The sequence below is a fragment of the Granulicella sp. WH15 genome (genome assembly GCF_009914315.1).
GTDB lineage: Bacteria > Acidobacteriota > Terriglobia > Terriglobales > Acidobacteriaceae > Edaphobacter.
Window position 1 is genome coordinate 4,315,662 of record NZ_CP042596.1, and the last position, 20,425, is coordinate 4,336,086.

Consider the following 20,425-nt stretch of genomic DNA (forward strand, 5'->3'; position numbering starts at 1 on the left):
CAACCATGCGGTTGCTCCAAAAAGAATCGAGCGGACCAGAGGCGCGACATAGCGCCTCTGGTCCGCTCGAGATTAGCGGTAGAGTTCCAGCGCGGTAATCTTTGGCTGATCCGCCGTTGCACCGGAGAGAGTGACCGTGATGTTGCCGTTCTGATCCGGTTGCACAGTGAACTGCTCCACGATGGCAGTCTCCGGAGCCCCGGCTGCTGCGACGATGTCGAAGTTCGGCAGCACGACACCCCCGTTTACCGTTACGTTGAAGACGCGCTGGCCCGCCTGCTTCCAGTAGAACTCGTTGAAGTGGAGGCGCAGCGTATAGCTGGCTCCAACAGCGAGGTTCGGAAGCGTGTAGGTAATGGTGCCTCCAGAGCGCTCATTCTGGTAGACCGCTGCCGGAGCCGGACTGACCACTGCGGACAGATCTGCCGTGCCGTTGCCGCCAGAGGTATTGCCGCCCGCAAAGAAGGCATCCGCCTGGAACGGTGCGATAGCCGCGCTGCTTCCAGCAGCTATCCGGTAGACAGGCGAACCGGGAACCGCCGCGTCAGGAGTCGCGCTTACTTCACTTGAGGCAAGCGAGGTTGCCGTGGTGCTTGCGGTTTTTACGGTATAGAAGACAGCCTGCCCGTTCGGAAGGTTCTTGTCGATGAACGTCGTGCTGGTAAGGCCGGTAGCGATCGGAGTTGTTGCTTCCGCTCCCGCGGCATTGCCACGGAAGACGCTGTAGGTTCCGATTGCAGCCGGTGCCCAGGTAAGGGAAACCTGACCGATACCAGCGGCAGCGTGCAAGGAGGTGGGTGGGTTTGGTAGTGGCATCATCGTTCCGTCCCCAATCACCTCAATCCCGCTCACCAGGGCATTGTCCTTTACGGTCTGGTACTGAACCGTGATCTGGCCGTTCTGAGCCGTCGCGGGCAGATCCAGGGTCGTTGCGATATCCTTGCCACCGGCAACGGCGAAGATGTCGAAGTTCGACTGCGCCGGCTGACCGTTGATCAGGATATTGAAGGTTCGTGAGCCTGCCGCAGTCCAGTACGTCTCCGCGAAGTGCGAGCGGATCGTGTACTGGCTGCCGGTCTTCAGCCCGGTAAAGGTATAGGTTGAGGTGCCGAACCGGTTGCTCTGGTAGATTGCAGCCGGGGCAGCGTTCTTTACGCCCGCCGTGGCGATCGTGTCATTGGTCTGCGAGGTAGACCCGCCGGAGAAGAAGCTGTCTGCCGCGAATGTGCCGACCGAGGCAGCGCTTCCCGAATCGACCTGGTAGACCGCTGTCACGGGGACGGAGACCTGCGTCGCAACGTTCAGCAGCTCTACGCCGCTGACCAACGCATTATCCCGAACGGTCTGGAAGGTAAGAGCAATCTGACCATTCTGCGCCGTCACGGGGTAATCGATCGATATAGCAATATCCTTGCCACCTGCCGCGGCGAAGATATCGAGGTTGGATTGAACGGTCTGCCCGTTTGCCAGAATGTTGAATACTCGTGAGCCCGCCGTAGTCCAGTAGGTCTCCGCGAAGTGGAGACGCAGGATATAAGCTGTGCCTGAAGTGAGGTTAGGAATCGTATAGGTGAAGTTGCCGTACCGATTGCTTTGGTAAACCGCCATTGGCGCGGGGTTTTGCGCCTTCGAAGTGTCGATGGTGTCTCCAACGCTTGGCGTGATGCTGCCTCCGCTGGCGAACTCGTCCGCTGCGAACGTACCCACGGCCGTAGTGCTGCCGGAGTCAATCTGCACGACCGCGTTCCCGCTGGGCTGACTATTGCCCGGCAGGCTCGCCGATACCTCGTTAGAGAAGGATGACGACGGTCCAGCCCCGTTTACGGCCTCGACCTTGTAGAAGTAAGTCGTGCCTGGGATCACATTGCTGTCGGTGAACTGCGTCCCGGTGATGCCCTGCATCAGCTCCGTCTCGTTGCCCGTAGCGGTGCCGCGGAACAGCGTGTAGGAGATAGCATTGGTGCTTGCACTCCAGCTCAGAGCGACATTTGAGGTGCCGACAGTCGCCGCGAGGTTGGCAGGAGCGGCAGGCGGAGTCTGCCCGCCCGGAGTTTGCCCTGAGAGCAGCGCCACATCCGCAGCATTCAACATACCGTCGCCGTTGATATCGAACGCTGCGTTGCCGGGTAGAACGGCAGCATTGGTCACACTGCTGCTCTCCAGCGTGAGGTCATTGTTGTCGACCACGCCATCGTTATTCACGTCTCCCTCAAGCACCCGGAACGCAATGTCTGCCGTTCCCTGTACTACAGAGGTTTGGTCGACCGCCACGATGCCCGCCAGATGCAGGTTCAATTGCTGACCATTGGCAACGCCGGTCAACGGAATCGAAACGCTCATCCGCGAGGAGTCATAAGTGGGTGTGCCAACGACGCCCTGTGCCTGCGTGCCGTTCTGCTGAGTCAGCGATCCGGAGATGCCCGTCACCGCCTTGGCAAAGTGCGCAACCACAATGTAGCTTCCCGCTGTGCTGCTGACACGAGCCTCCGTGGCAGTGGCCTTGCTTGGGAATAGGGTCGTGCCAAGCTGATCGGGAGTATTCGGCGACAGCAGAGAGCTGGCGTCGAGAAGCGTCGCCGGAAGCAGATCCGCAATCTGCGATGCGGTGAGCGCCTGGTTGTATAGTCTCGTCTCGTCGATTACACCCTGGAAACCAAACTGCACCTGGTTGCTTCCCGCAGGCAGATCTTCCTCGCCCCACTCCAGCGCGCCTGGACCATTGGCAGCCTGTGACGGGCCTTGCGCCACCGCGGTGCCGTTTACGTAGAGCGTACGTGTTCCGACGGTTCCATCCTGCACCATCGCTACATGAGTCCATGCAGATTTAGTTGCCGTGGTGCCTGCGATATCGCCTCCAGGGCCACGCATGGCAAATTGGTTATTGCTATTGACGAACAGACCGTACACGTTGCCGTTGTTCGCTGACTTGAGGACGATCGGCTGTTCCACTCCGGTCAACGCATCCACCCTCACCCAAGTCGCAAGCGTGAAGCTTTGATTTGAGGAGAAGTCCAGATCGGGGCTGTCCGGAACCGTGATGCTGTCCGGAATCTTGGTGCCATGAAAAGCCCATCCTCCATTGATGTAGCCGGCGGTGGTATACAAGGCCTCACCGTCTGGCTGCAGAGATCCATCGTGACCATTGCCACTCACATCGGTAACGATGCTTCCCGTGGCATCTTCCATGGGCCAGAAGCCCACCAGTCCACCCTGGGTATAGACCGGATAAGTAGTGGCTGTGGCTATATTGCTCGGACCGGAGTCGCCTGCAACATTGAAGGCCGTGACCTGGTAGAAGTACTGCGTATTCGGAGCGACAGTCGAGTCCGTATACGTCGTACCCTGAGCATTCAAGGGCAAAATGGTGAACGGTCCACCGGCGCTAGTCGCGCGCGAAACATGGAACCCGGCCAGCGAGGGATCGTTGGAGGCATTGTTAGTCCAGCTCAGGTTGACGGATGTAGAAGAGATGGTCTCCGCGGTCAGCACACTCGGTCCTGCAGGCGGCGCCGCTGCCGAACTCTTAAGTCCCGCAACCACGAGAAAGCCCTGGCTTACACCGGAATAGCAGGTGTAATAAGCATGTCCATTCGCAACGGCCAGAGTGTTGAACTTCGTAGTCTGGCAACGCCCGGAGCCATCGGGAGCAGAGATATCCCCGTTGAAGGCGTTCGTGAGCAGTTGCAGAGTATTTGCATCGTAGCCTTTAAGGTTTCCGTCAATAGCCCAGACGATGCCGTTCGACGTGCCGTTCGCTGTAATGAACGGTGATGCGCCCTTCGCATTAATGTTGCCGCCGGTTCCAGCCGTGGGCGCAGTCTCCAGCTTCATTACATTGTCTACCGAGTCGAAGACCAGCTTGAGCCGCTCCATCGGACTTCCGCTGGAGGCGTAGTAGACCGCACCGTTGAAGTAGCTTGGAGTAAGGGTGAGCTGCGGAGCGCGCGGCTCCGGAATCTCCTGAATCACTTGCTGATCGTTCGTCTGCAACCCACCAAGAACGTCACGATCTACCAGGTACCAGACGCCCGCCTTGCCGCCGAACATCATCATGTGCGGATGTTCTCCCGGCTGCTGAGGTAAGAGCAGAGCCCCTCCTGCGCCGAGGTCCGAGTCGTTTGGAATCGAACCGCCGCCCGAGTTCAGAGTTGCCCAGTTGGACGGGGTGAAATAGGAGTTCGTGTCACTCAACGCCATTTGGAACTGCTGTTGACCACCCATCGCGGACGGTAGCTTGAGCGCTGTTTCACCCCAATCCATCGACCCGGTGGTAGGGTCCTGATCGAAGACACCATTGCCTGTCACAAAGAGAATGTTCTGGCTCTCGTCCAGTGCCACCGATGCTCCACCCTGCCAGATGCCGCCCTTGCCGCCTCCTTTGTTTGCTCCTCCATGAGAGGCGCCGTCGAGCACTGTCGCGCCGTTCGGAGTCGTGACGAAGCTGTGCGTGAGCTTAAGCGTGGAGCCATCGAAGCCGAGCACCAGGCCGTAATAGCGAATTTCGTCACTGTGAGATGCATAGGCCAGATAGACGATGTTGTTCACCGGGTCAAAGGTCATGGCAGCACGCAGGTGCTCATGCAGAGGTGCAAAGGGGATCTGACCTGCTGGCGCTACGACCGGGTCGTTATCGCTCGCGCTTGTGTCCGAGACGGCGTTGCCATTGAACGTCAGGTTCGCATCTAGGATAAACGGGGGGACCTTGTCCAGACCGGTCTTCACGTCGAGCGCGTGAAGCTCCTGCCGATAGAGATTATTGAGCGGCTGTCCCGGGAACTTGACCAGTGAGACTACATAGAGCGTGCCGGACACGGGATCGATGACTGGAGTCGTACTGATACCGAACTCCGGGCCGATATCGTTCCCTGCTGCATCCGAAGAGGGTACTGTCGTCGGTGTGCCTAACTGGGGATCCGAATTCAAAAAGGTAGTGTGCCACAGGGGGGCGGAGTCGGTCCCGGCAGTATTCGCACCAAGCGGATCAGCGTCGCCATCGAAGGCGTACACGCTGTCATGCTGAGTGACCACATAGACAACATTGTGTGACTTGCCATCCTTAAAGCTTCCAGGCAGCTTATTGAGCGTTGCCGAGCTCATAAAGAGGGGCGCACCGTACACCTGTCCATCCAGCTTCTGGAAGAACAGAGGAGCAAATTTTGTGGGGTCTGCGACGAGCGCCGGAGTCAGCAGTGTTTCATGGAAGTTGAGACCGGTATGCTGTGGATCAACCTTCCACATGGTAATGTCCTGCGCAAATGCGGGTGCCGAAAGTAGGCAAAGTAGGACGAGAAAAAACTTGAAGGTATCAATTTTAGACCGCAAGCGAACGTTCCTTTCAATTTAAAAAACGTAACCAGGTATAGACCGCACACATCGCGACCTTGCGGACAGCCCTATCTCTCCCCCACGCTTATGGCACGTGGCTGCGGTTTCTCCACATGAGGGGAAATGGGTCTCTTAACTCAGACATGGATGCTGTGTCGCGGCGGGGGAGTAATTGCAAATGGAACAATATTCTTCTCAAAGGACAATCGAACAATACATTAAACCAGTGAAACGAGTTGTCATTAAATTGTCGCTATAACGTAAATAGTTAGGTTAATTCAAGAGTCATGTACGAGTCACGTCAACGATGAACTAGCATACTTGGACGCCAGCACACACGCCTTGCAACTGGAAAGGCACTCCTTCTCGATCGTCCGTACTGAAGCTAAATTTATTTTTCATTGATATTATCGGTACCCTTTCGCTTCCTTATGGGACTAGACCGCCTTTCGGTGTAGTGGTCGGAAGTCGCAAAAATACATCGGTGAACACATCATTCCCGATCCCCTCTGTCCATTCAGAGGCGACACCATCAGAAAATGTATGCGCGTCATCCGTCTCGCTTCATTGCTTGTCTTCCTCTCCTGTTGCAGTGCGCAGATCCTCTTCGGTCAGGTCAACACAGCAGGGCTGAGTGGTCTCGTTACAAACGCGGCGGGATCGGCGATTGCAGGAGTCAAGGTGAAGATGTCGAACACCGCAACCGGATATGTTCGAGCGGTCATCACCGACCGCTTCGGCTATTACACGCTGCGGAACATGCCGATCGGCCACTACGGCATCGCGGCTGAAGAAGACGGCTTCTCTCTCGTCGAAGAGAGCATCGGAATCTTCGATAGTGAGCGTTTTCGCGGATAGAGTGGCGGCAACAAAAAGTTCTTCACCATCTCGGAGACGGACGCCACCCCATCCTATCTCCCCAGAGTTATCGTGCCAGACCAGTGGAAGCTCATCCTTGGTGCCACCAAAATCAAGGAGGGCGTCAGCTCCAACTACGAAGCCAGGATCTACTTCTCTCACCGCACGGATCTGCTCAAAGATTCAACTTTCAGCCAACCCCCTCTCAAGTCTGGCCCGGCCTGGTATCGGGGAGACCTGCACATGCACAGTGCGCATAGCGACGGCTCTTGTCTCAGACCGGCAGAAGAAAAAGTACTTTGTCCGCTCTATAAAACCGTCGAGGCCACCGCAGCCCGCGGGCTGGACTTCATCGCAATCACCGATCACAACACGATGTCGCAGTACAACGACATGCGGCCATACTTTGACCGTCTCCTGATGATGCCCGGCCGCGAGATCACGACCTTCGAAGGCCACGCCAATGTATTCGGCACCACGGCCTTTATTGATTTCAGGCTGACCAGCCCCCCACGTTCCTCACATCAACGACCTGCTCCAGCAGGTGCAGGATCTGCACGGCCTCTTCTCCATCAATCATCCGGGCTCGCCCACCGGCGCTTCCTGCATGGGCTGCGGGTGGTCGGCTCCCGATACCGATTACAAGCGTGTTCACGTGATCGAGGCAATCAATGGTGGTTCACTCGATGGCCCCCGATCCGGCATCTCCTTCTGGCAGGACAAGCTCAACCGCGGCTATCGCCTTACAGGAATCGGTGGAAGCGACAACCACGATACCGACTATCCTCCTCAGATACGCTCAGCCGTAGGACATCCCACGACTGTCGTCTACGCTCAGAATCTCTCAGAGCCTGCAATTCTGAATGCCATCCGCGCCGGCCATGTGTTCATTGATATGGAAGGAATAGCCACTCGCACGTTCGAGTTCTCGGCTCACGTGGGCTCGAAGACCGCATCAATGGGAGACGCCATATCATCCCTAGCAGGGGAGCAGGTACATTTCACCTTAAAGTTGGTTGCTCTCGAAGGTGCGCATCCTGAGGTCATCCGTAACGGCGAGTTGGCAACGCTCCTCGACACGGCTCCGGTCAAGGCTAAAGAGGAGATGCGCAGCTTCGCCTATTCAAGCGACGGAAAGCAACACTGGCTTCGCGTAAATCTCCGACCGGCAGAAGAAACATTACTGCTGGTCGGGAATCCAATTTACCTGAACTTCTAGGGAGCCTTCAGTATTCCTTGCTTTGAGGGATGAGACTGGAGAATTGCTGGTCGGGGCGGAGGGATTCGAACCCCCGACCCTCTGGTCCCAAACCAGATGCGCTACCAGACTGCGCTACGCCCCGACGTTTTCGATTATCTCATTCGCGTCAACTTGCCGCTACCATACTGGTTTGCGAAGCACATGCACCACCAGCCACCCCAGCAGCAGCGTCGGCAACACCATCAATCCCACCAGCACCAGGCAGACTACCCCCAGCACCAGCCAGCTCTGCCAAGCCATCTTCCTCGGCCGAGCCAACGATCCAGCCAGCAGCTTGTAGTTACGGCGATTCGCCTTCCACCCGATATCGAACAGATCCCCCACAACCGGCAGCGTCCCTCCAACCGTCTCGATCGCCACATTCAGTACCATGCGCGCAATCGTCACCGCCGCCACACCACGCGACCAGGCCGCGATGATGATGATCGACGAGGCAATCCCCCCGATCACATCCCCGATCCCCGGAATCAACCCGACGATTCCATCCAGCCCCAGCCGAAACTGCGTCCCCGGCACCTGGATAAAGTCATCCAGCAGATGCGAGAGTAGATCCAGATTCTCATCGTCAAAGAGCCGGCTCCCCGGCCTCCCCTTCCGAGGCCGCTCCCCCGGCCGAATCACCTCCGGTTCCGTCGTTATCGCCATAGCCCGCCTCCAGATACCCCTTCCGCCGCCGCCTCTGAGCTTTAGGATGCGCTTTTGCGATCCGTAATGCTATACTTGTCCTATTGTGGCGGCTATAGTTCAGTGGCAGAACGCCGCTCTGTGGCAGCGGATGTCGTGGGTTCGAAACCCACTAGCCGCCCCAAAACACCTCTTCTCATCTTTTACAGCAGGCCGCGACGCATATTATCGCGCGGGCCAGTCTGTCTAAACGCGGCAATGGCAAGATCCACAAAGCGAACCTCAACCTGCCCTCACGTTGCTCGGGTGGAACCACACTGATGGCCTTCGCTCCAGATGCCTACAAGCCGCGCCGCTGGCTCTCCAACGGTCACCTCCAGACCATCGTCGGCAACTTCCTGCCCCGCCAGAACGACCTGCCCACAGCCGTTGCCGAGCTGGTCGAGGTCTCGCCTGCGCAAGGCTCTCGCATCTCCAGCCAGGTACTCTGTCACTGCCACTGGCAGCCGGAAGCCGTTCGTGCTCAGCAGCTTACAGTCATCCTCGTACACGGGCTCGAGGGCTCGTCCAGCTCACAATACGTCGTAGGCAACGCCAACAAGCTCTGGCGTGCCGGAGCCAACGTTATCCGCATGAACATGCGCAACTGCGGCGGCACCGAACAGCTCTCGCCCACGCTTTATCACTCCGGACTTTCGGGCGATGTGCTGGCCGTCATGCGTGCCTTCACTACTCGCTATGGCCTTCATTCCGTTGCACTTGTGGGCTACTCGATGGGCGGCAACCTGGTCCTTAAACTGGCCGGAGAACAGGGTTCTTTGCCGGAGTTGAAGGCTGTGGTTGGGGTTTCGCCTGCGATTGATCTTGGGCCTTCGGCGGATGCGCTGCATTTGCCTGTGAACAGGCTCTACGAACGGCGTTTTTTGAAAGCTCTGTTGCAGCGTTTTCGCCGCAAGGCCATGCTCTTTCCACGTGTCTACGATCCCAATCGAGCTGCGAATATTGGCTCGGTGCGCGAGTTCGACGAGAGGATTACGTCGCTCTATTCGGGCTTCTCGGGAGCGGACGATTACTACTTTCGTGCAGCATCGGCGCGGGTTTTAGACCGCATCGCCGTGCCCACTCTGATCCTTCACGCACTGGACGATCCCTTCATTCGTCTTACGGAAGAGACTCGGGAGAAGATTATGGTAAATCCGAATATTGCGCTGATCGAGACGAAGAATGGCGGGCACTGTGCGTTTCTCGCTCCGCCGGATCTGGCCCAGGGGGATGATGGGTACTGGGCCGAATCGACCCTGTTGCAGTTCCTGATGAGCCATGCCTGAACCACAATTTGTGGTCGGTAGAACGTGGTGTTTTGTGGCTACAACGTGGTGTGGGTACGGTGTTTTTTATGGTGATTGCACTTAAAGTAGTGCAATGTCGAGGGAGAGCGATGCGCCGTGTGATTTTTCTGTTGTTCTGTGTCGCTCTGCTTCTGACTCCGAAGGCTCGGGCGGTCGACCCGGCGCTGCAATTTGGCGCTACCCCGACCGAGGCCGCTGCTCTCAAAGCAGCCGACGGCGATCACACCGCCTATACCCTGCCTCCTGAAAAACTGGCCAAGGCGGTTGTGCTCGGGCGCACGTTTACCACCTTCGAGTTTGCGCATGAGGGTTGGAATATTTTGCAGTTGGTTTTGTTTCTTTCGCTCGGCGTTGCGGCGTGGATGCAGCGGGTCGCAGTGGCTCGAAGCAGCAATCGCTGGGTGCAAGGGGCTATCTTCTGTTTTCTGCTGCTGGCTCTGCATACGCTGCTGAATCTGCCGTTGCAGATCTATGCACATCGCGTGGTGATTCAGTATGGGCTGTCGATTCAGGGCTGGGCGAGCTGGGCGCTCGATCTGCTCAAGTCGCTGGCCGTGTTTTATCTACTGGGGACGCTGGGGGTGATGGGCTTTTTCTGGACTGTGAGGCGCTCGCCGCAGCGGTGGTGGCTTTGGTTTGCCGGATTGGTCTCGGTGGCGATTGTGGTTGGGGCCTTTGCTACGCCTTATGTCTACGATCCCCTGTTCAACCAGTTCACGCCGATGCAGAAGACCAACCCTGAACTGGTGGCGGAGCTTGAAAAAGTCGTCGCGCGTGGGGGCAAGGGGATCGCGATTCCGCCGGAACGGATGTTCATTATGAAGGCCTCCGATAAAGTGACGACGACCAATGCGTATGTGACCGGGTTTGGCGGATCGAAACGCGTAGTGGTGTGGGATACATCGCTGGCGAGTGGGAATCGTGACGATGTACTGGCCATGTTCGCGCATGAGATGGGGCACTATGTGCTCGGGCATGTGGCGTTGGGGATGGGGTTGTCGATGCTCTCGCTGGTGCTGGAGTTCTGGCTTGGGTATCATGCGGCGCGGTGGTTGATCCAGAGATATGGCGGGCGTTGGCGGGTGGGGACGCAGCAGGATTGGGCGGCGCTGGTGGTGTTTTTGCTGGTGTTGGCGGTGTTTTCGTTTCTAACGGAGCCTGTGGCCAATGGGGTGAGCCGGTGGATGGAGCATAACGCCGATGTATATGGACAGGAGGCGCTGCATGGGATCGTGGCCGATCCGGCGGCGGTGACGGCGGCTAGTTTTCAGCATCTGGGGGAGCAGGCGCTGGATGATCCGGAGACCGAGGAGTGGGTGGAGCTTTGGTTGGATACGCATCCTTCGATTGCGAGGAGGGCGGCTTTTGCGAAGCATTATGATCCGTGGGGAGTGGGCGGGAAGCCGAAGTATTTTGAGCGGTGATTTATTTTTTACGCGAAGCGTCGAGAACCGCACGAAGTGCCGCCCGCCCGGCGTTAGGGCGCTTTTATTGTTGCAGTTGTGGCGGGGTTGAAAAAGCATACCTCGGGGGCTAAAGCCCGCTTCTGGAGAGGGTCTTTAATGTCCGGGCTAAAGCCCGGACCTACCTCAGAAGCAAAAACAACAACAAACGCAAGAACAACGGCAAAGACAACAGCAGAAGCAGATTCCTCCGCTTCGCTCCTGAATGACAACTAAGAAAACAGGCAACAGCAAACGCAAGGGCGGGCAATGGCTCTGTGCAGGGCGGTTGGGGAGTGGTCTAGAATCGGGCCATGTCTTCGTCTTCGCAGGTTGTGGCTGATTGTCTCTTTTGCAAGATCGGTGCCGGGTTGATTCCGGTGAAGCCTCTGTATGAGGATGAACGCGTGATGGCGTTTGCCGATATTCATCCGCAGGCTCCTACGCATGTGCTCTTCATTCCCAAAACGCACTATGCCAATGGGGGGGAGGCTCCGGCCGAGTTATTGGGACATCTGCTCCATGCCGCCGCGGCTTTTGGGAAGGCCCAGTTGGCGGGTGGGTATCGGATCGTGATGAATACGGGGGAGCATGGCGGGCAGACCGTGGATCATCTGCACCTGCATGTGCTGGGTGGAAGGCACATGGCGTGGCCTCCAGGGTAATAGTGGCTCGGATAGGTCGGGCCTTCAGCCCTCTTCTGCCTCTTCGTACGATTACCTAGGGCTTCGCCCTAGGCTGGTATAGGGCGCGCCGTTGGCGCTTTAATATCGAAGGGCTAAAAAGCGAACGGACGACCTTGAGGGTCGTCCGTTTGGTTTGAGGATCAGTTACTTTTACTGGTTGAAGTTGCTCGTATCTTCCACTTCCTCGATGCCGTAGCGGCGGAGGAGGTTCGGCAGGTTCTGCGAGAAGGCCGCGCGGGGCATGACCGTGTCGCAGCCAGCCTCGACAGCCTTGGCCTTGAGGTCGCCCTGAAGGTGAGAGAGGAAGCCGACGATCGAGGTCGACTTCTTCAGCTTCGTCTTCAGCTTCGGAATCAGCGTGAGCGGCTTCGCGTTCGCATTGTTCAGGTCGAAGACGATCAGGCCCGGACGATCCTCTTCCTCGCTGCCCGTGAGCGCGGCGATGGACTCCTTATCGTTCTTAAGGAAGGCCACCTTGACGCCCAGCTTGCGCGCGGTCTCCTGGATCTTGGCCTGGAAGAACAGGTCCTCGATGAAGAAGACGATGCGTGTGGGGGCGTCGGGCGGGATGGGAATGGTGCGGCCCTGCGAGTAGTCGATGGGCTGCGAGTCGCTCTGGTAGCCGCCGCGCGAACGGCCGCCGAAGTTGCCGTTGCCGTGCTCGATGGTCGAAGGAGGCGCGTCGAGGAAGTTGCCGTTGACGACGCGGTAGCTGTGGTCCATGGGGCCGACGAAGCCGCGGGGAGCGCTGCGCTGCTGCTTGCCGCCGCCCGCGCCGAAGCCGCCCTTGCGCTTGAAGCCCGCGTTGTTGCCCGGCTGGTGCGTGTCCTTATCGCGGTAGCCGCCGCTGTTCTGCTGCTGCGGATAGCCGCTGCCGCCGTTGCCGTTGGCCTGATTGCCGGGGTTCTCCGACTGGCGCGGACGGTCGCGGTCGCGGAACTTCTTCTTCCAGCGCTTGGTGCCGCCGGGGGCCGCGCCGTTCTGGCCGAAGCCGTTCTGCTGCTGGCCTCCGTTGGCCTGGAAGCTGCGGCCCTGCTGGGGCTGAGGCTGGGATTGGGGGGCGGAGCTATTGCCGTTGGCCTGGACGCTCGGGATCACGCCTTCGCTCGCGGAGAAGAGGTTTGGCGTCTCCGAACCGGCCTCGTGCTGCTGGTCGCCCGCACCCTCGCCGGTCTTGCCCTTGCGCTTGCGGCGACGGCGGCGGCTGCTCTTGGAGTGGCCCATCCCGTGGGACTGGCCGTCCTCACCCTGTGTACTGGAGTTGTGTTCCCCGGCGCCTGGGACGCCCTGCGGTGGTCCCTGGTGCACTTGCACCTCGGGCACATTCTGCTCTGAAGTCATGCTTCCACTTCCTCTTACCTGTTCTGCAGTACGGCGATTAGCATCTCTTGGCCCACACGTTGCAGTTCCCTACCCTGCCTGCGCAGGGAGTAGATCGGAGACTGTGCATCGGCGGAGATGATTTCAGGTTTTCCATGTATCCGGCTCCACAGAGATGGTGCCCTGCAGGGTCCGGCCTTCCAGCTTTCTCGTGTGCGACATTCTTGGGTGGCTTCCAACCGCAGTCCGCCAAACCCGCAAGCTCCAGGGGCGCGTCCCCTCACTCCGTGCTCTTCGTGATCTCGTATTTCTTGCAGATCGCCACCGCCGATTGATGTTGCTCCCTGCGGAATCGGCCAAAAGCTCGGCCACGCCCAGAAACTGCGCCGATTCCAGGCAAAATGCTCTGACGGTGAAACCCCTGGTCCGTGCGGACCTGCCAATATTTACCGATTACCGATATATCCAGATCCTCGAGGCGAGACCATGCCGGTAAAGCTGCCGTTCCGAGTGGCTGTTCCGGATATTTGGAATGGCTCAGCCCAAACTCTCACCGGGCAGCTTTCTGTGTCCGCCGTCTACCAGAACGGCTTCCAAATTCCAATGGACCGTCTACGATGCTATTCGGAAACTGTTCGGATAGCAAGAGGAACTTTCCTGTGGAATTTGCCGGGCCCGCCCCCGGCTCGATGTTCCGGCTAACCGTAACCTGGGCCGATGGCTCCAGGTTTTGCTACTTGCTGCTGCGACAGTATTACTGCAATGGCCAGTCGCTGGCCTCCGAAAGATATCGCATTGCTCTCTTTTCCCTGAGGGAGGAGGAGCGGCGATTCCTGTAGCGGCAAGCCATACCATCTGTGGGTAGTGGCTCTTCCAGGTACAGGGCGAAACGTGGCGCAATGTATCAACATCGCGCACAAGGGATAGAGCAATTTACGGTCCAAAGCTAAAACACTGGATATATGGGGATTATGGTGGGGGCAGGGAGAGGCGATCTTAGATTTTGGAGAGTGCGAGGGGGCGCGATACTAAAAACCGGAGAGACGCACCGCGAGGGCAGGCAAAATAGGCCGGAGACGCGTTTGACCCATAACCACGGGCTTCCTATATAATTCGACTACATTCTGGCAGTCCGCTCGCTCCCGTCTCTTCAACCCCCCAAAAACGGTATCGGACGATCGAGATCCACAGGCAGCGCAGGAACACGCTGTCCGGGATTGAGTGGAGGTTGAGTGGGACAGACAGAAGACGCAGCAAAAGATTCGAAAGAGCGTCGTTCGACCGGTCAGGGCTCCGGCGGCGTGAGGCCCACAAGATTCTGGTATAGGACGCGATTGACTTAACGACTGCTGGGCTGCTGGCTCGAAAAAAAGCTGCCAGAGAGACCGAAATCCTACGCACGCAACCCTCTTCTCCATACGAAATACGAAGTTCTGAAATTTTGAAATTGAACCTCCAAGGAGCTTTCCAAACCGCATGAACCGTAATCTCTCACTCGCAACTGCGCTCGTCGCAGGCCTTCTGACCACCACCGCCACCGCTCCTCTTGCCCTGGCCCAGGCTGCTCCGGCGGCGGCACCAGCAGCCGCTCCGGTTGCTCCGCAGGCGATTCCCGCCAAGATCGCCCTGGTGGCCTTTGAACAGGCCGTCTTCGCCACCAATGAGGGCCAGGTTGCCGCTCAGGGTGTCGCGAAGAAGTACGAGCCCAAGAAGGCGCAGATCGAGACCCTTGCCGCTGAGGTCGATTCGCTGAAGAAGCAGCTCCAGGCTGCTCCGGCGACGCTCTCGGATGAGGAGCGCGCCTCGCGTCTGCGCTCGATCGACACCAAGGAGAAGCAGTTGAACCGCGACGCCGAGGATGCTCAGACCGCTTACAACACCGATCTGCAGGAGGCGCTGGGTAAGGTCGCTCAGAAGCTCTCGGTGACGATGAAGCAGTATGCGCAGTCGAACGGCTTCACGCTGCTGCTGGATGTTTCGAACCAGAACAGCACCGTGCTGTGGGCGCAGCAGAGCACCGAGATCACCCAGGCTGTTGTGGATGCTTACAACAAGACCTCGGGTGTTGCGGCTCCGCCGCCGATGGCGCCCTCGCCTGCGGCTCGTCCGCGGTCGGCTGCTCCGGCTGCCGCTCATCCCGCCGGGAAGTAATCGGAACGATAGAAACAGCAAAACGGGGAGCCCTTCGGGGCTCCCCGTTTTGCTGCCTTCAACCGGCAACTGCTGCAACGATTTCTTCGATTGCTGACGCTAAGCCGATTTGTGAGGGCTAGTAACTAGGTAGCCTGCCAAGGAGTGCCTCAATCTGTGCGAAGCGTCTGCGGTCATTCACATGCTTCGCTAGAAATAACGCCAACATTACAAGCGAGAAGAACGAAATGATGCCGATACCCACGAGTCCGCGCGCAAACTCCAGTTCCCACCCGCACGTCAAAAGCAGGACACCAGCGAGGAACATCCAGAATGAAAGCGAATTGCGCGACAGGGCTGACATCTCATTCGCGTAGAACCGCACAAGATTAGGCTGATCGTCACGATCCGGTACGTCAGGTTCCCGTGTACGCAGATACAGCATCGGTATCAGCAGGAGATAGCCCGCGAGTTGTGCTGCATTACCAGGGATGTTGCGGCTCATGGCAATTCCGAGAATGGGGCTCAGGCAAGAGATGATGGGCACTAACAAAGGTACGTTCGTACCGAGCCAGCCATTATTCATCGCATGGAGTCGCCGTTTCGCATGCTTTCGCGCTTCTTCGTCAAGATCTGCAACGGAACGTAAGGGGCTTGGTTGAATGCTGAACAGCACGCGAACTCCGCCGAAAGCCCACGCAAGCGCTTGCCAGTCGTTCTCAATACTATTGAGTTCGCTTGCCATTGCTTGTGCCCACTCCTTTGAGCCGGCGGAGGCATACCGGACGATAAAGTTCGCGATTTTGCTGGCTGTGGTTCGAATGAGACTCATCGCACTCATACTCCGAAGGCTGGTTGTTTCGTCGCAATCGTTCGTTCTTCCGACACACACTCCAGAGCAAACCGCTTGCCCGTCTGCGTGAGTCGATACATGTGACGCGGTGGCTTCCCACCTTCCGAAACCTCCCACTTCGTATCGAGAAGGTTATTTTGACTTAGCCGAATCAGGATGGGATATAAGGTTCCGGATTTAAGCCCCAGACAACGGCACAAGTCATAGCCGTGCCGCCACTCTAACGGAGCCTCGAGCAATTCCCGAAGCACATCAACGGTCTGTGGTGTTCGTCGTAGCTGCACGATCAAACTCTACATAGGTAGAGTTTGATCGTCAAGCCATGACAGTCGCAACCAGTGTTTTGACCAGCCCTGATAAACGCGCTTGTGGACAGTTGACTGTCATACACAGCGATGCGGGACTTCCCCATCCCGCCCCGAGAACGGTACGAAGTACCTACTCTTCGCCTACCTTGAGGACGGCGAGGAAGGCCTCTTGCGGGATGTCTACCTTGCCGATGCGCTTCATGCGCTTTTTGCCCTCTTTCTGCTTGTCGAGGAGCTTGCGCTTGCGGCTGATGTCGCCGCCGTAGCACTTGGCGATGACGTTCTTGCGGATGGCTGTGACCGTCTCGCGGGCGATGATCTTCGAGCCGACGGCAGCCTGAATGGCGACCTCGAACATCTGGCGAGGGATCAGCTCGCGCATCTTCGAGACCAGGGCGCGGCCGCGCTGCTGGGCGAAGTCCTTGTGGATGATGATCGACAGCGCATCGACGGGGTCGCCGCCGATGAGGATGTCCATCTTGACCATCGGCGAGACCCAGGAGCCAGCCAGCGCGTAGTCCAGCGAGGCGTAGCCGCGGGAGACCGTCTTGAGGCGGTCGTAGAAGTCGAGGACGATCTCGTTGAGCGGTAGCTCGTAGGTGATGAGGACGCGGGTGTCGGAGACGTACTCCATGTTCTGCTGGCGGCCGCGCTTCTCTTCCACCAGCTTGAGGATGCCGCCCACGTACTCCTCGTTGGTGAGGATCTTGGCGATGATGACCGGCTCTTCGATCTGCTCGATGTTCGAGGGGTCGGGCCAGCGCGAGGGGTTGTCCACCTCGATCTCCGAGCCGTCGGTGAGGGTGATCTTGTAGCGGACGCCGGGGGCCGTGGTGATGAGGTCGAGGTCGTACTCGCGCTCGAGGCGCTCTTGAATGATTTCAAGATGCAGGAGGCCGAGGAAGCCGCAGCGGAAGCCGAAGCCCAGGGCCACCGACGACTCAGGCTCGAAGGAGAACGAGGCGTCGTTGAGGCGGAGCTTCTCGAGCGCATCGCGGAGCATGGCGTGCTCGTGCGAATCGACCGTGTAGAGGCCCGCGAAGACCATGCTCTTGATGTCTTCGAAGCCGGGAAGCGCGTCGGCGCAGGGGCGGTCGACCTCGGTGATGGTGTCGCCGACCTTGGTGTCGGCTACGTTCTTGATGGTCGCGACGAAGAAGCCGACTTCGCCTGCGGTCAGCTCGTCGAGGGCGACGGGCTTGGGGGTCATGACGCCCATGCTCTCGATGTCGAAGACGCGGCCGTTGGACATGACCTTGATCTTCATGCCCTTGCGCATACGGCCGTTGATGATGCGGGCGAGCACGATGACGCCGCGGTAGGCGTCGAACCAGCTATCGAAGATGAGGGCCTGGAGGGGCGCGTCGGGGTCGCCCTTGGGGGGCGGGAGGAGCGTGACTACGGCTTCGAGGATCGCTTCGACGTTGAGGCCGGTTTTAGCACTGACTGCGACCGCATCATCAGCAGGTAGGCCTACTGCCTTCTCGATCATCTCCTTGGTGCGCTCGATGTCGGCGGAGGGCAGGTCGATCTTGTTGATGACCGGGATGATCTCGAGGCCGTTCGAGATGGCGAGGTAGGCGTTGGCGAGGGTCTGGGCCTCTACGCCCTGGGAGGCGTCAACCACCAATAGCGCGCCCTCGCAGGAGGCCAGCGAGCGTGAGACCTCGTAGGAGAAGTCGACGTGGCCGGGGGTGTCGATGAGGTTGAGCTGGTAGGTCTCGCCGTCGTGCGCCTTGTAGATCATGCGGACGGTGTGGGCCTTGATGGTGATGCCGCGCTCGCGCTCGAGGTCCATGGCGTCGAGGACCTGGGCCTGCATCTCGCGGTGCGAGAGAGAGCCGGTCAGCTCGAGGAGACGGTCGGAGAGCGTGGACTTGCCGTGGTCGATGTGCGCGATGATCGCGAAGTTGCGAATGTGCTTTGGATCCATTGCGGGTAGGAGATGCCTCAGCATCCATGATACCAGCGGTACTTCGGCACTTCGTGCTGTTCTCGGGGCAGTATAGGGAAGTCATCTTCTGAGGGCCTTCCGCTGGTCGGCAGCGAGAATCTTTCTTTCCGACCAACGGGAGGGCCACGCGGAGGCACTTCGTGCTGTTCTCGGGGCAGTATAGGGGAGTCATCTTCTGAGGGCCTTCCGTTGGTCGGCAGCGAGAATCTTTCTTTCCGACTAGCGGAAGGGCCACGCGGAGCTTTAAAAAGGCGTGTGAACGCCTGTTGGCTTTTGTGGTGCGATAAACGTCTTACAATCGAACGAGTGTCGATGCCTGAGTCCAACAAGCGCCCACAAACAGAATCCCGTGCCGTCCGCGGTTGTGCTCTCGCGCTGCTGACGGCTTCGCTGACGCTGCTGGCGGGGTGTCCGGCCAACGAGCCTGCGACCCAGGCCGCGACGCCCGCCAACGCTACCGCGCCTGCTTTGCCAGCGGCTAACAGTGCTCAGGCTGGAGCGGCCCCGGCGGCGGCTACGCCTGCCATGACTCCGGCGCAGACCGCCGAAGCGATGGCCAACGCGCAGAAGGCGCAACTGCTCATCAACAAGGCCGAGCAGTCGTACCGCAGCGGCGTGCAGAACTACGAGGCCAACCGGCTGGACGCGGCCAGGATGGACTTCGACTATGCCGTCGACTCGATGCTCTCGAGCGGGCTGGACCTGAAGAACGATCCGCAGCTCGCCGATGAGTTCGACCATCTGCTGAACGCGATCAACTCGCTGGAGATAGCGGCGCTGAAGCAGGGCAACGGGCTGACGCCTAAGCTGGAGGCCACGCCGCTCGATGCGGCCAACGGACTGACCTTTACAGCGGCGGACCCCGCGCTGACGGCAAAGCTGAAATCTGAGTTGGATACGACGTCAGATCTGCCTCTGGTCATCAACGACCAGGTGGCGGGGTATATCAATGCGTTTGCAAACTCTCCGGCCTTCCGGGCACACATGAGAGCGTCGTTGCAGCGCGCGGGCAAGTACCGGGAGATGATCCAGAAGGTACTGGCCGAAGAGGGTGTGCCACAGGATCTGATCTATCTGGCGGTGGCGGAGTCGGGCTTTCAGCCGCAGGTGGTGAATGCGAAATCGGGTTGCGGGGGAATGTGGCAGTTCGCGCCGACCGGTGCGTATGGGCTGGTGCAGAACGGGTACTTCGACGAACGGTTCGATCCGGAGAAGAGTTCTCGAGCGTATGCGAAGTACATCAAGTCGCTCTATAACCAGCTGGGCGACTGGTATCTGGCGATGGCTGGCTACAACTGGGGTCCGGGGAATATTCAGCGAGCCGTGATGCGGACCGGCTACGCGGACTTCTGGGAACTGTACAAGCGCAATATGATGCCTGCGGAGACAAAAGCGTATGTTCCGCAGTTTCTGGCGGCGATCATCATGGCCAAGAATCCAGAGAAGTATGGGCTGGATAAGATGGTGCCGGATAAGCCGGTAATCTACGACACCATCACGGTGGACTATGCGATCGACCTGCGGCTGATCGCGGATGTGACCGAGGTGAGTGTGGCTGAGATCGCCGCGCTGAACCCAAGCCTGCTGCGCATGACGACTCCGCGAGACATCAGCTTCGACCTGCATCTGCCAGCGGGGACGAAGCAACTGTTTCTCGATCGGCTGAAGGATATTCCGGAGGACCGGCGCGCGTCGTGGCGGTTCCACATCGTGAAGCCGGGCGAGACGGTGGAGTCGATTGCAGCGGCGCTGCATGGGCACGCGGCGGAGATCGCGACGACGAACGGGATCAGCTCGTCCGACCCGATGGAGGAGGGCGATGAGCTGGTAGTGCCGGTGCAGTTGGCCAGTGGCGGAGTTGGTCCGCAGCACTACACGGTGCGGCGTGGCGACACCCTGGTTACGGTGGCCGATAGCTTCAACGTATCGGTAGAGGATCTGCGACGGTGGAACAACCTTAGCTCGTCGAGCGTGAGGCCGGGACGCACGCTGTATGTCTCCGAGCCGGTGCGTCTGGGGCCTTCAGCTCGTGGACGCGGAAGGCGCGCCAGTGCTGGTCAAAAGAGTCGCGGCTCAGCGGCACGCGGGTATGGACGCACGTCATCAAGATCGAAGAGCGAACGCAGGGGTGGCTCTCAAACCAGCGTGAAGAGCGACTCTAAAGCGAGTCAGAAGGGACATGCAAGCAGCGGCTCCGCACACGCAGCAACGCATGGCTCAAGCTCGAAGAAGAGGAAAAGATAACCCTAGTGGGTTCCCTCTGAAAAAGATTGCTTGCTATGACTGGCACATCAAGGCATCCTGTTGCTATCATC

At 58.8% G+C, this 20,425-nt stretch carries 13 protein-coding genes, 2 tRNA genes and 1 pseudogene; 9 read left to right on the forward strand and 7 right to left on the reverse strand.

Annotation, left to right across the window (positions count from 1 at the left end; all coding sequences use genetic code 11):
• Positions 1 to 72: 72 nt before the first annotated feature.
• Positions 73 to 5,238: a malectin domain-containing carbohydrate-binding protein gene (locus tag FTO74_RS17860; RefSeq protein WP_162539356.1), complete on the reverse strand. Its 5,166-nt coding sequence runs from the start codon at positions 5,236 to 5,238 to the stop codon at positions 73 to 75.
• 630 nt (positions 5,239 to 5,868) lie between these two features.
• Here FTO74_RS17860 and FTO74_RS17865 point away from each other — a divergent pair.
• The 3 genes and pseudogenes from FTO74_RS17865 (at position 5,869) to FTO74_RS19860 (ending at position 7,402) form a co-directional block, all read left to right on the forward strand.
• Positions 5,869 to 6,183, forward strand: coding sequence for a carboxypeptidase-like regulatory domain-containing protein (locus FTO74_RS17865; protein ID WP_162539357.1), 315 nt, complete (start codon positions 5,869 to 5,871; stop codon positions 6,181 to 6,183).
• Between the two features lie 243 nt (positions 6,184 to 6,426).
• Positions 6,427 to 6,630, forward strand: a pseudogene (locus tag FTO74_RS19855) (PHP domain-containing protein); the annotation flags it as partial.
• 97 nt (positions 6,631 to 6,727) lie between these two features.
• On the forward strand, positions 6,728 to 7,402 hold the full coding sequence (locus FTO74_RS19860) for a CehA/McbA family metallohydrolase (protein WP_255462371.1): 675 nt from the start codon (positions 6,728 to 6,730) through the stop codon (positions 7,400 to 7,402).
• Positions 7,403 to 7,449: 47 nt separating this feature from the next.
• On the opposite strand, the gene FTO74_RS17880 is transcribed toward FTO74_RS19860, so the two are convergent.
• Positions 7,450 to 7,526, reverse strand: a tRNA-Pro gene (locus FTO74_RS17880).
• A gap of 35 nt (positions 7,527 to 7,561) precedes the next feature.
• On the reverse strand, positions 7,562 to 8,089 hold the full coding sequence (locus FTO74_RS17885) for a DUF4112 domain-containing protein (RefSeq protein WP_162539360.1): 528 nt from the start codon (positions 8,087 to 8,089) through the stop codon (positions 7,562 to 7,564).
• An 88-nt stretch (positions 8,090 to 8,177) separates the two neighbouring features.
• Between FTO74_RS17885 and FTO74_RS17890 the strand changes: the two genes are divergently transcribed.
• The 4 genes from FTO74_RS17890 to FTO74_RS17905 all read left to right on the forward strand — a co-directional run bounded on the left by FTO74_RS17890 (position 8,178) and on the right by FTO74_RS17905 (position 11,524).
• Positions 8,178 to 8,252: transfer RNA gene (locus FTO74_RS17890), tRNA-His, on the forward strand.
• Between the two features lie 136 nt (positions 8,253 to 8,388).
• The gene (locus FTO74_RS17895) at positions 8,389 to 9,396 is read left to right on the forward strand and encodes an alpha/beta fold hydrolase (RefSeq protein WP_162539361.1); all 1,008 of its coding nucleotides are present in this window, start codon (positions 8,389 to 8,391) and stop codon (positions 9,394 to 9,396) included.
• A 110-nt stretch (positions 9,397 to 9,506) separates the two neighbouring features.
• Positions 9,507 to 10,841: a M48 family metalloprotease gene (locus FTO74_RS17900; protein ID WP_162539362.1), complete on the forward strand. Its 1,335-nt coding sequence runs from the start codon at positions 9,507 to 9,509 to the stop codon at positions 10,839 to 10,841.
• A 332-nt stretch (positions 10,842 to 11,173) separates the two neighbouring features.
• Complete coding sequence (locus tag FTO74_RS17905; RefSeq protein ID WP_220399052.1) at positions 11,174 to 11,524, forward strand: histidine triad nucleotide-binding protein; 351 nt, start codon at positions 11,174 to 11,176, stop codon at positions 11,522 to 11,524.
• 171 nt (positions 11,525 to 11,695) lie between these two features.
• On the opposite strand, the gene FTO74_RS17910 is transcribed toward FTO74_RS17905, so the two are convergent.
• On the reverse strand, positions 11,696 to 12,886 hold the full coding sequence (locus FTO74_RS17910) for a response regulator (protein WP_162539363.1): 1,191 nt from the start codon (positions 12,884 to 12,886) through the stop codon (positions 11,696 to 11,698).
• Positions 12,887 to 14,341: 1,455 nt separating this feature from the next.
• Here FTO74_RS17910 and FTO74_RS17915 point away from each other — a divergent pair.
• Positions 14,342 to 15,016, forward strand: coding sequence for an OmpH family outer membrane protein (locus FTO74_RS17915; protein ID WP_162539364.1), 675 nt, complete (start codon positions 14,342 to 14,344; stop codon positions 15,014 to 15,016).
• A gap of 118 nt (positions 15,017 to 15,134) precedes the next feature.
• On the opposite strand, the gene FTO74_RS17920 is transcribed toward FTO74_RS17915, so the two are convergent.
• The 3 genes from FTO74_RS17920 to lepA all read right to left on the reverse strand — a co-directional run bounded on the left by FTO74_RS17920 (position 15,135) and on the right by lepA (position 18,089).
• Positions 15,135 to 15,740 carry a hypothetical protein gene (locus FTO74_RS17920; RefSeq protein ID WP_162539365.1) on the reverse strand — a complete coding sequence of 202 codons (606 nt, stop codon included), beginning with the start codon at positions 15,738 to 15,740 and terminating at the stop codon, positions 15,135 to 15,137.
• A gap of 92 nt (positions 15,741 to 15,832) precedes the next feature.
• Positions 15,833 to 16,132 carry a helix-turn-helix transcriptional regulator gene (locus FTO74_RS17925; RefSeq protein WP_162539366.1) on the reverse strand — a complete coding sequence of 100 codons (300 nt, stop codon included), beginning with the start codon at positions 16,130 to 16,132 and terminating at the stop codon, positions 15,833 to 15,835.
• A 154-nt stretch (positions 16,133 to 16,286) separates the two neighbouring features.
• Positions 16,287 to 18,089: a translation elongation factor 4 gene (gene lepA, locus FTO74_RS17930; protein ID WP_162539367.1), complete on the reverse strand. Its 1,803-nt coding sequence runs from the start codon at positions 18,087 to 18,089 to the stop codon at positions 16,287 to 16,289.
• 333 nt (positions 18,090 to 18,422) lie between these two features.
• Between lepA and FTO74_RS17935 the strand changes: the two genes are divergently transcribed.
• Complete coding sequence (locus FTO74_RS17935; RefSeq protein WP_162539985.1) at positions 18,423 to 20,354, forward strand: lytic transglycosylase domain-containing protein; 1,932 nt, start codon at positions 18,423 to 18,425, stop codon at positions 20,352 to 20,354.
• The last annotated feature ends 71 nt before the right edge of the window (positions 20,355 to 20,425 follow it).

Coding starts and splice junctions, on each gene's coding strand:
- FTO74_RS17860 (WP_162539356.1), bottom strand. CDS start 5,238: ATGTGGAAGGTTGATCCACAGCATACCGGTCTCAACTTCCATGAAACA.
- FTO74_RS17865 (WP_162539357.1), top strand. CDS start 5,869: ATGCGCGTCATCCGTCTCGCTTCATTGCTTGTCTTCCTCTCCTGTTGC.
- FTO74_RS17885 (WP_162539360.1), bottom strand. CDS start 8,089: ATGGCGATAACGACGGAACCGGAGGTGATTCGGCCGGGGGAGCGGCCT.
- FTO74_RS17895 (WP_162539361.1), top strand. CDS start 8,389: ATGGCCTTCGCTCCAGATGCCTACAAGCCGCGCCGCTGGCTCTCCAAC.
- FTO74_RS17900 (WP_162539362.1), top strand. CDS start 9,507: ATGCGCCGTGTGATTTTTCTGTTGTTCTGTGTCGCTCTGCTTCTGACT.
- FTO74_RS17905 (WP_220399052.1), top strand. CDS start 11,174: ATGTCTTCGTCTTCGCAGGTTGTGGCTGATTGTCTCTTTTGCAAGATC.
- FTO74_RS17910 (WP_162539363.1), bottom strand. CDS start 12,886: ATGACTTCAGAGCAGAATGTGCCCGAGGTGCAAGTGCACCAGGGACCA.
- FTO74_RS17915 (WP_162539364.1), top strand. CDS start 14,342: ATGAACCGTAATCTCTCACTCGCAACTGCGCTCGTCGCAGGCCTTCTG.
- FTO74_RS17920 (WP_162539365.1), bottom strand. CDS start 15,740: ATGGCAAGCGAACTCAATAGTATTGAGAACGACTGGCAAGCGCTTGCG.
- lepA (WP_162539367.1), bottom strand. CDS start 18,089: ATGGATCCAAAGCACATTCGCAACTTCGCGATCATCGCGCACATCGAC.
- FTO74_RS17935 (WP_162539985.1), top strand. CDS start 18,423: ATGCCTGAGTCCAACAAGCGCCCACAAACAGAATCCCGTGCCGTCCGC.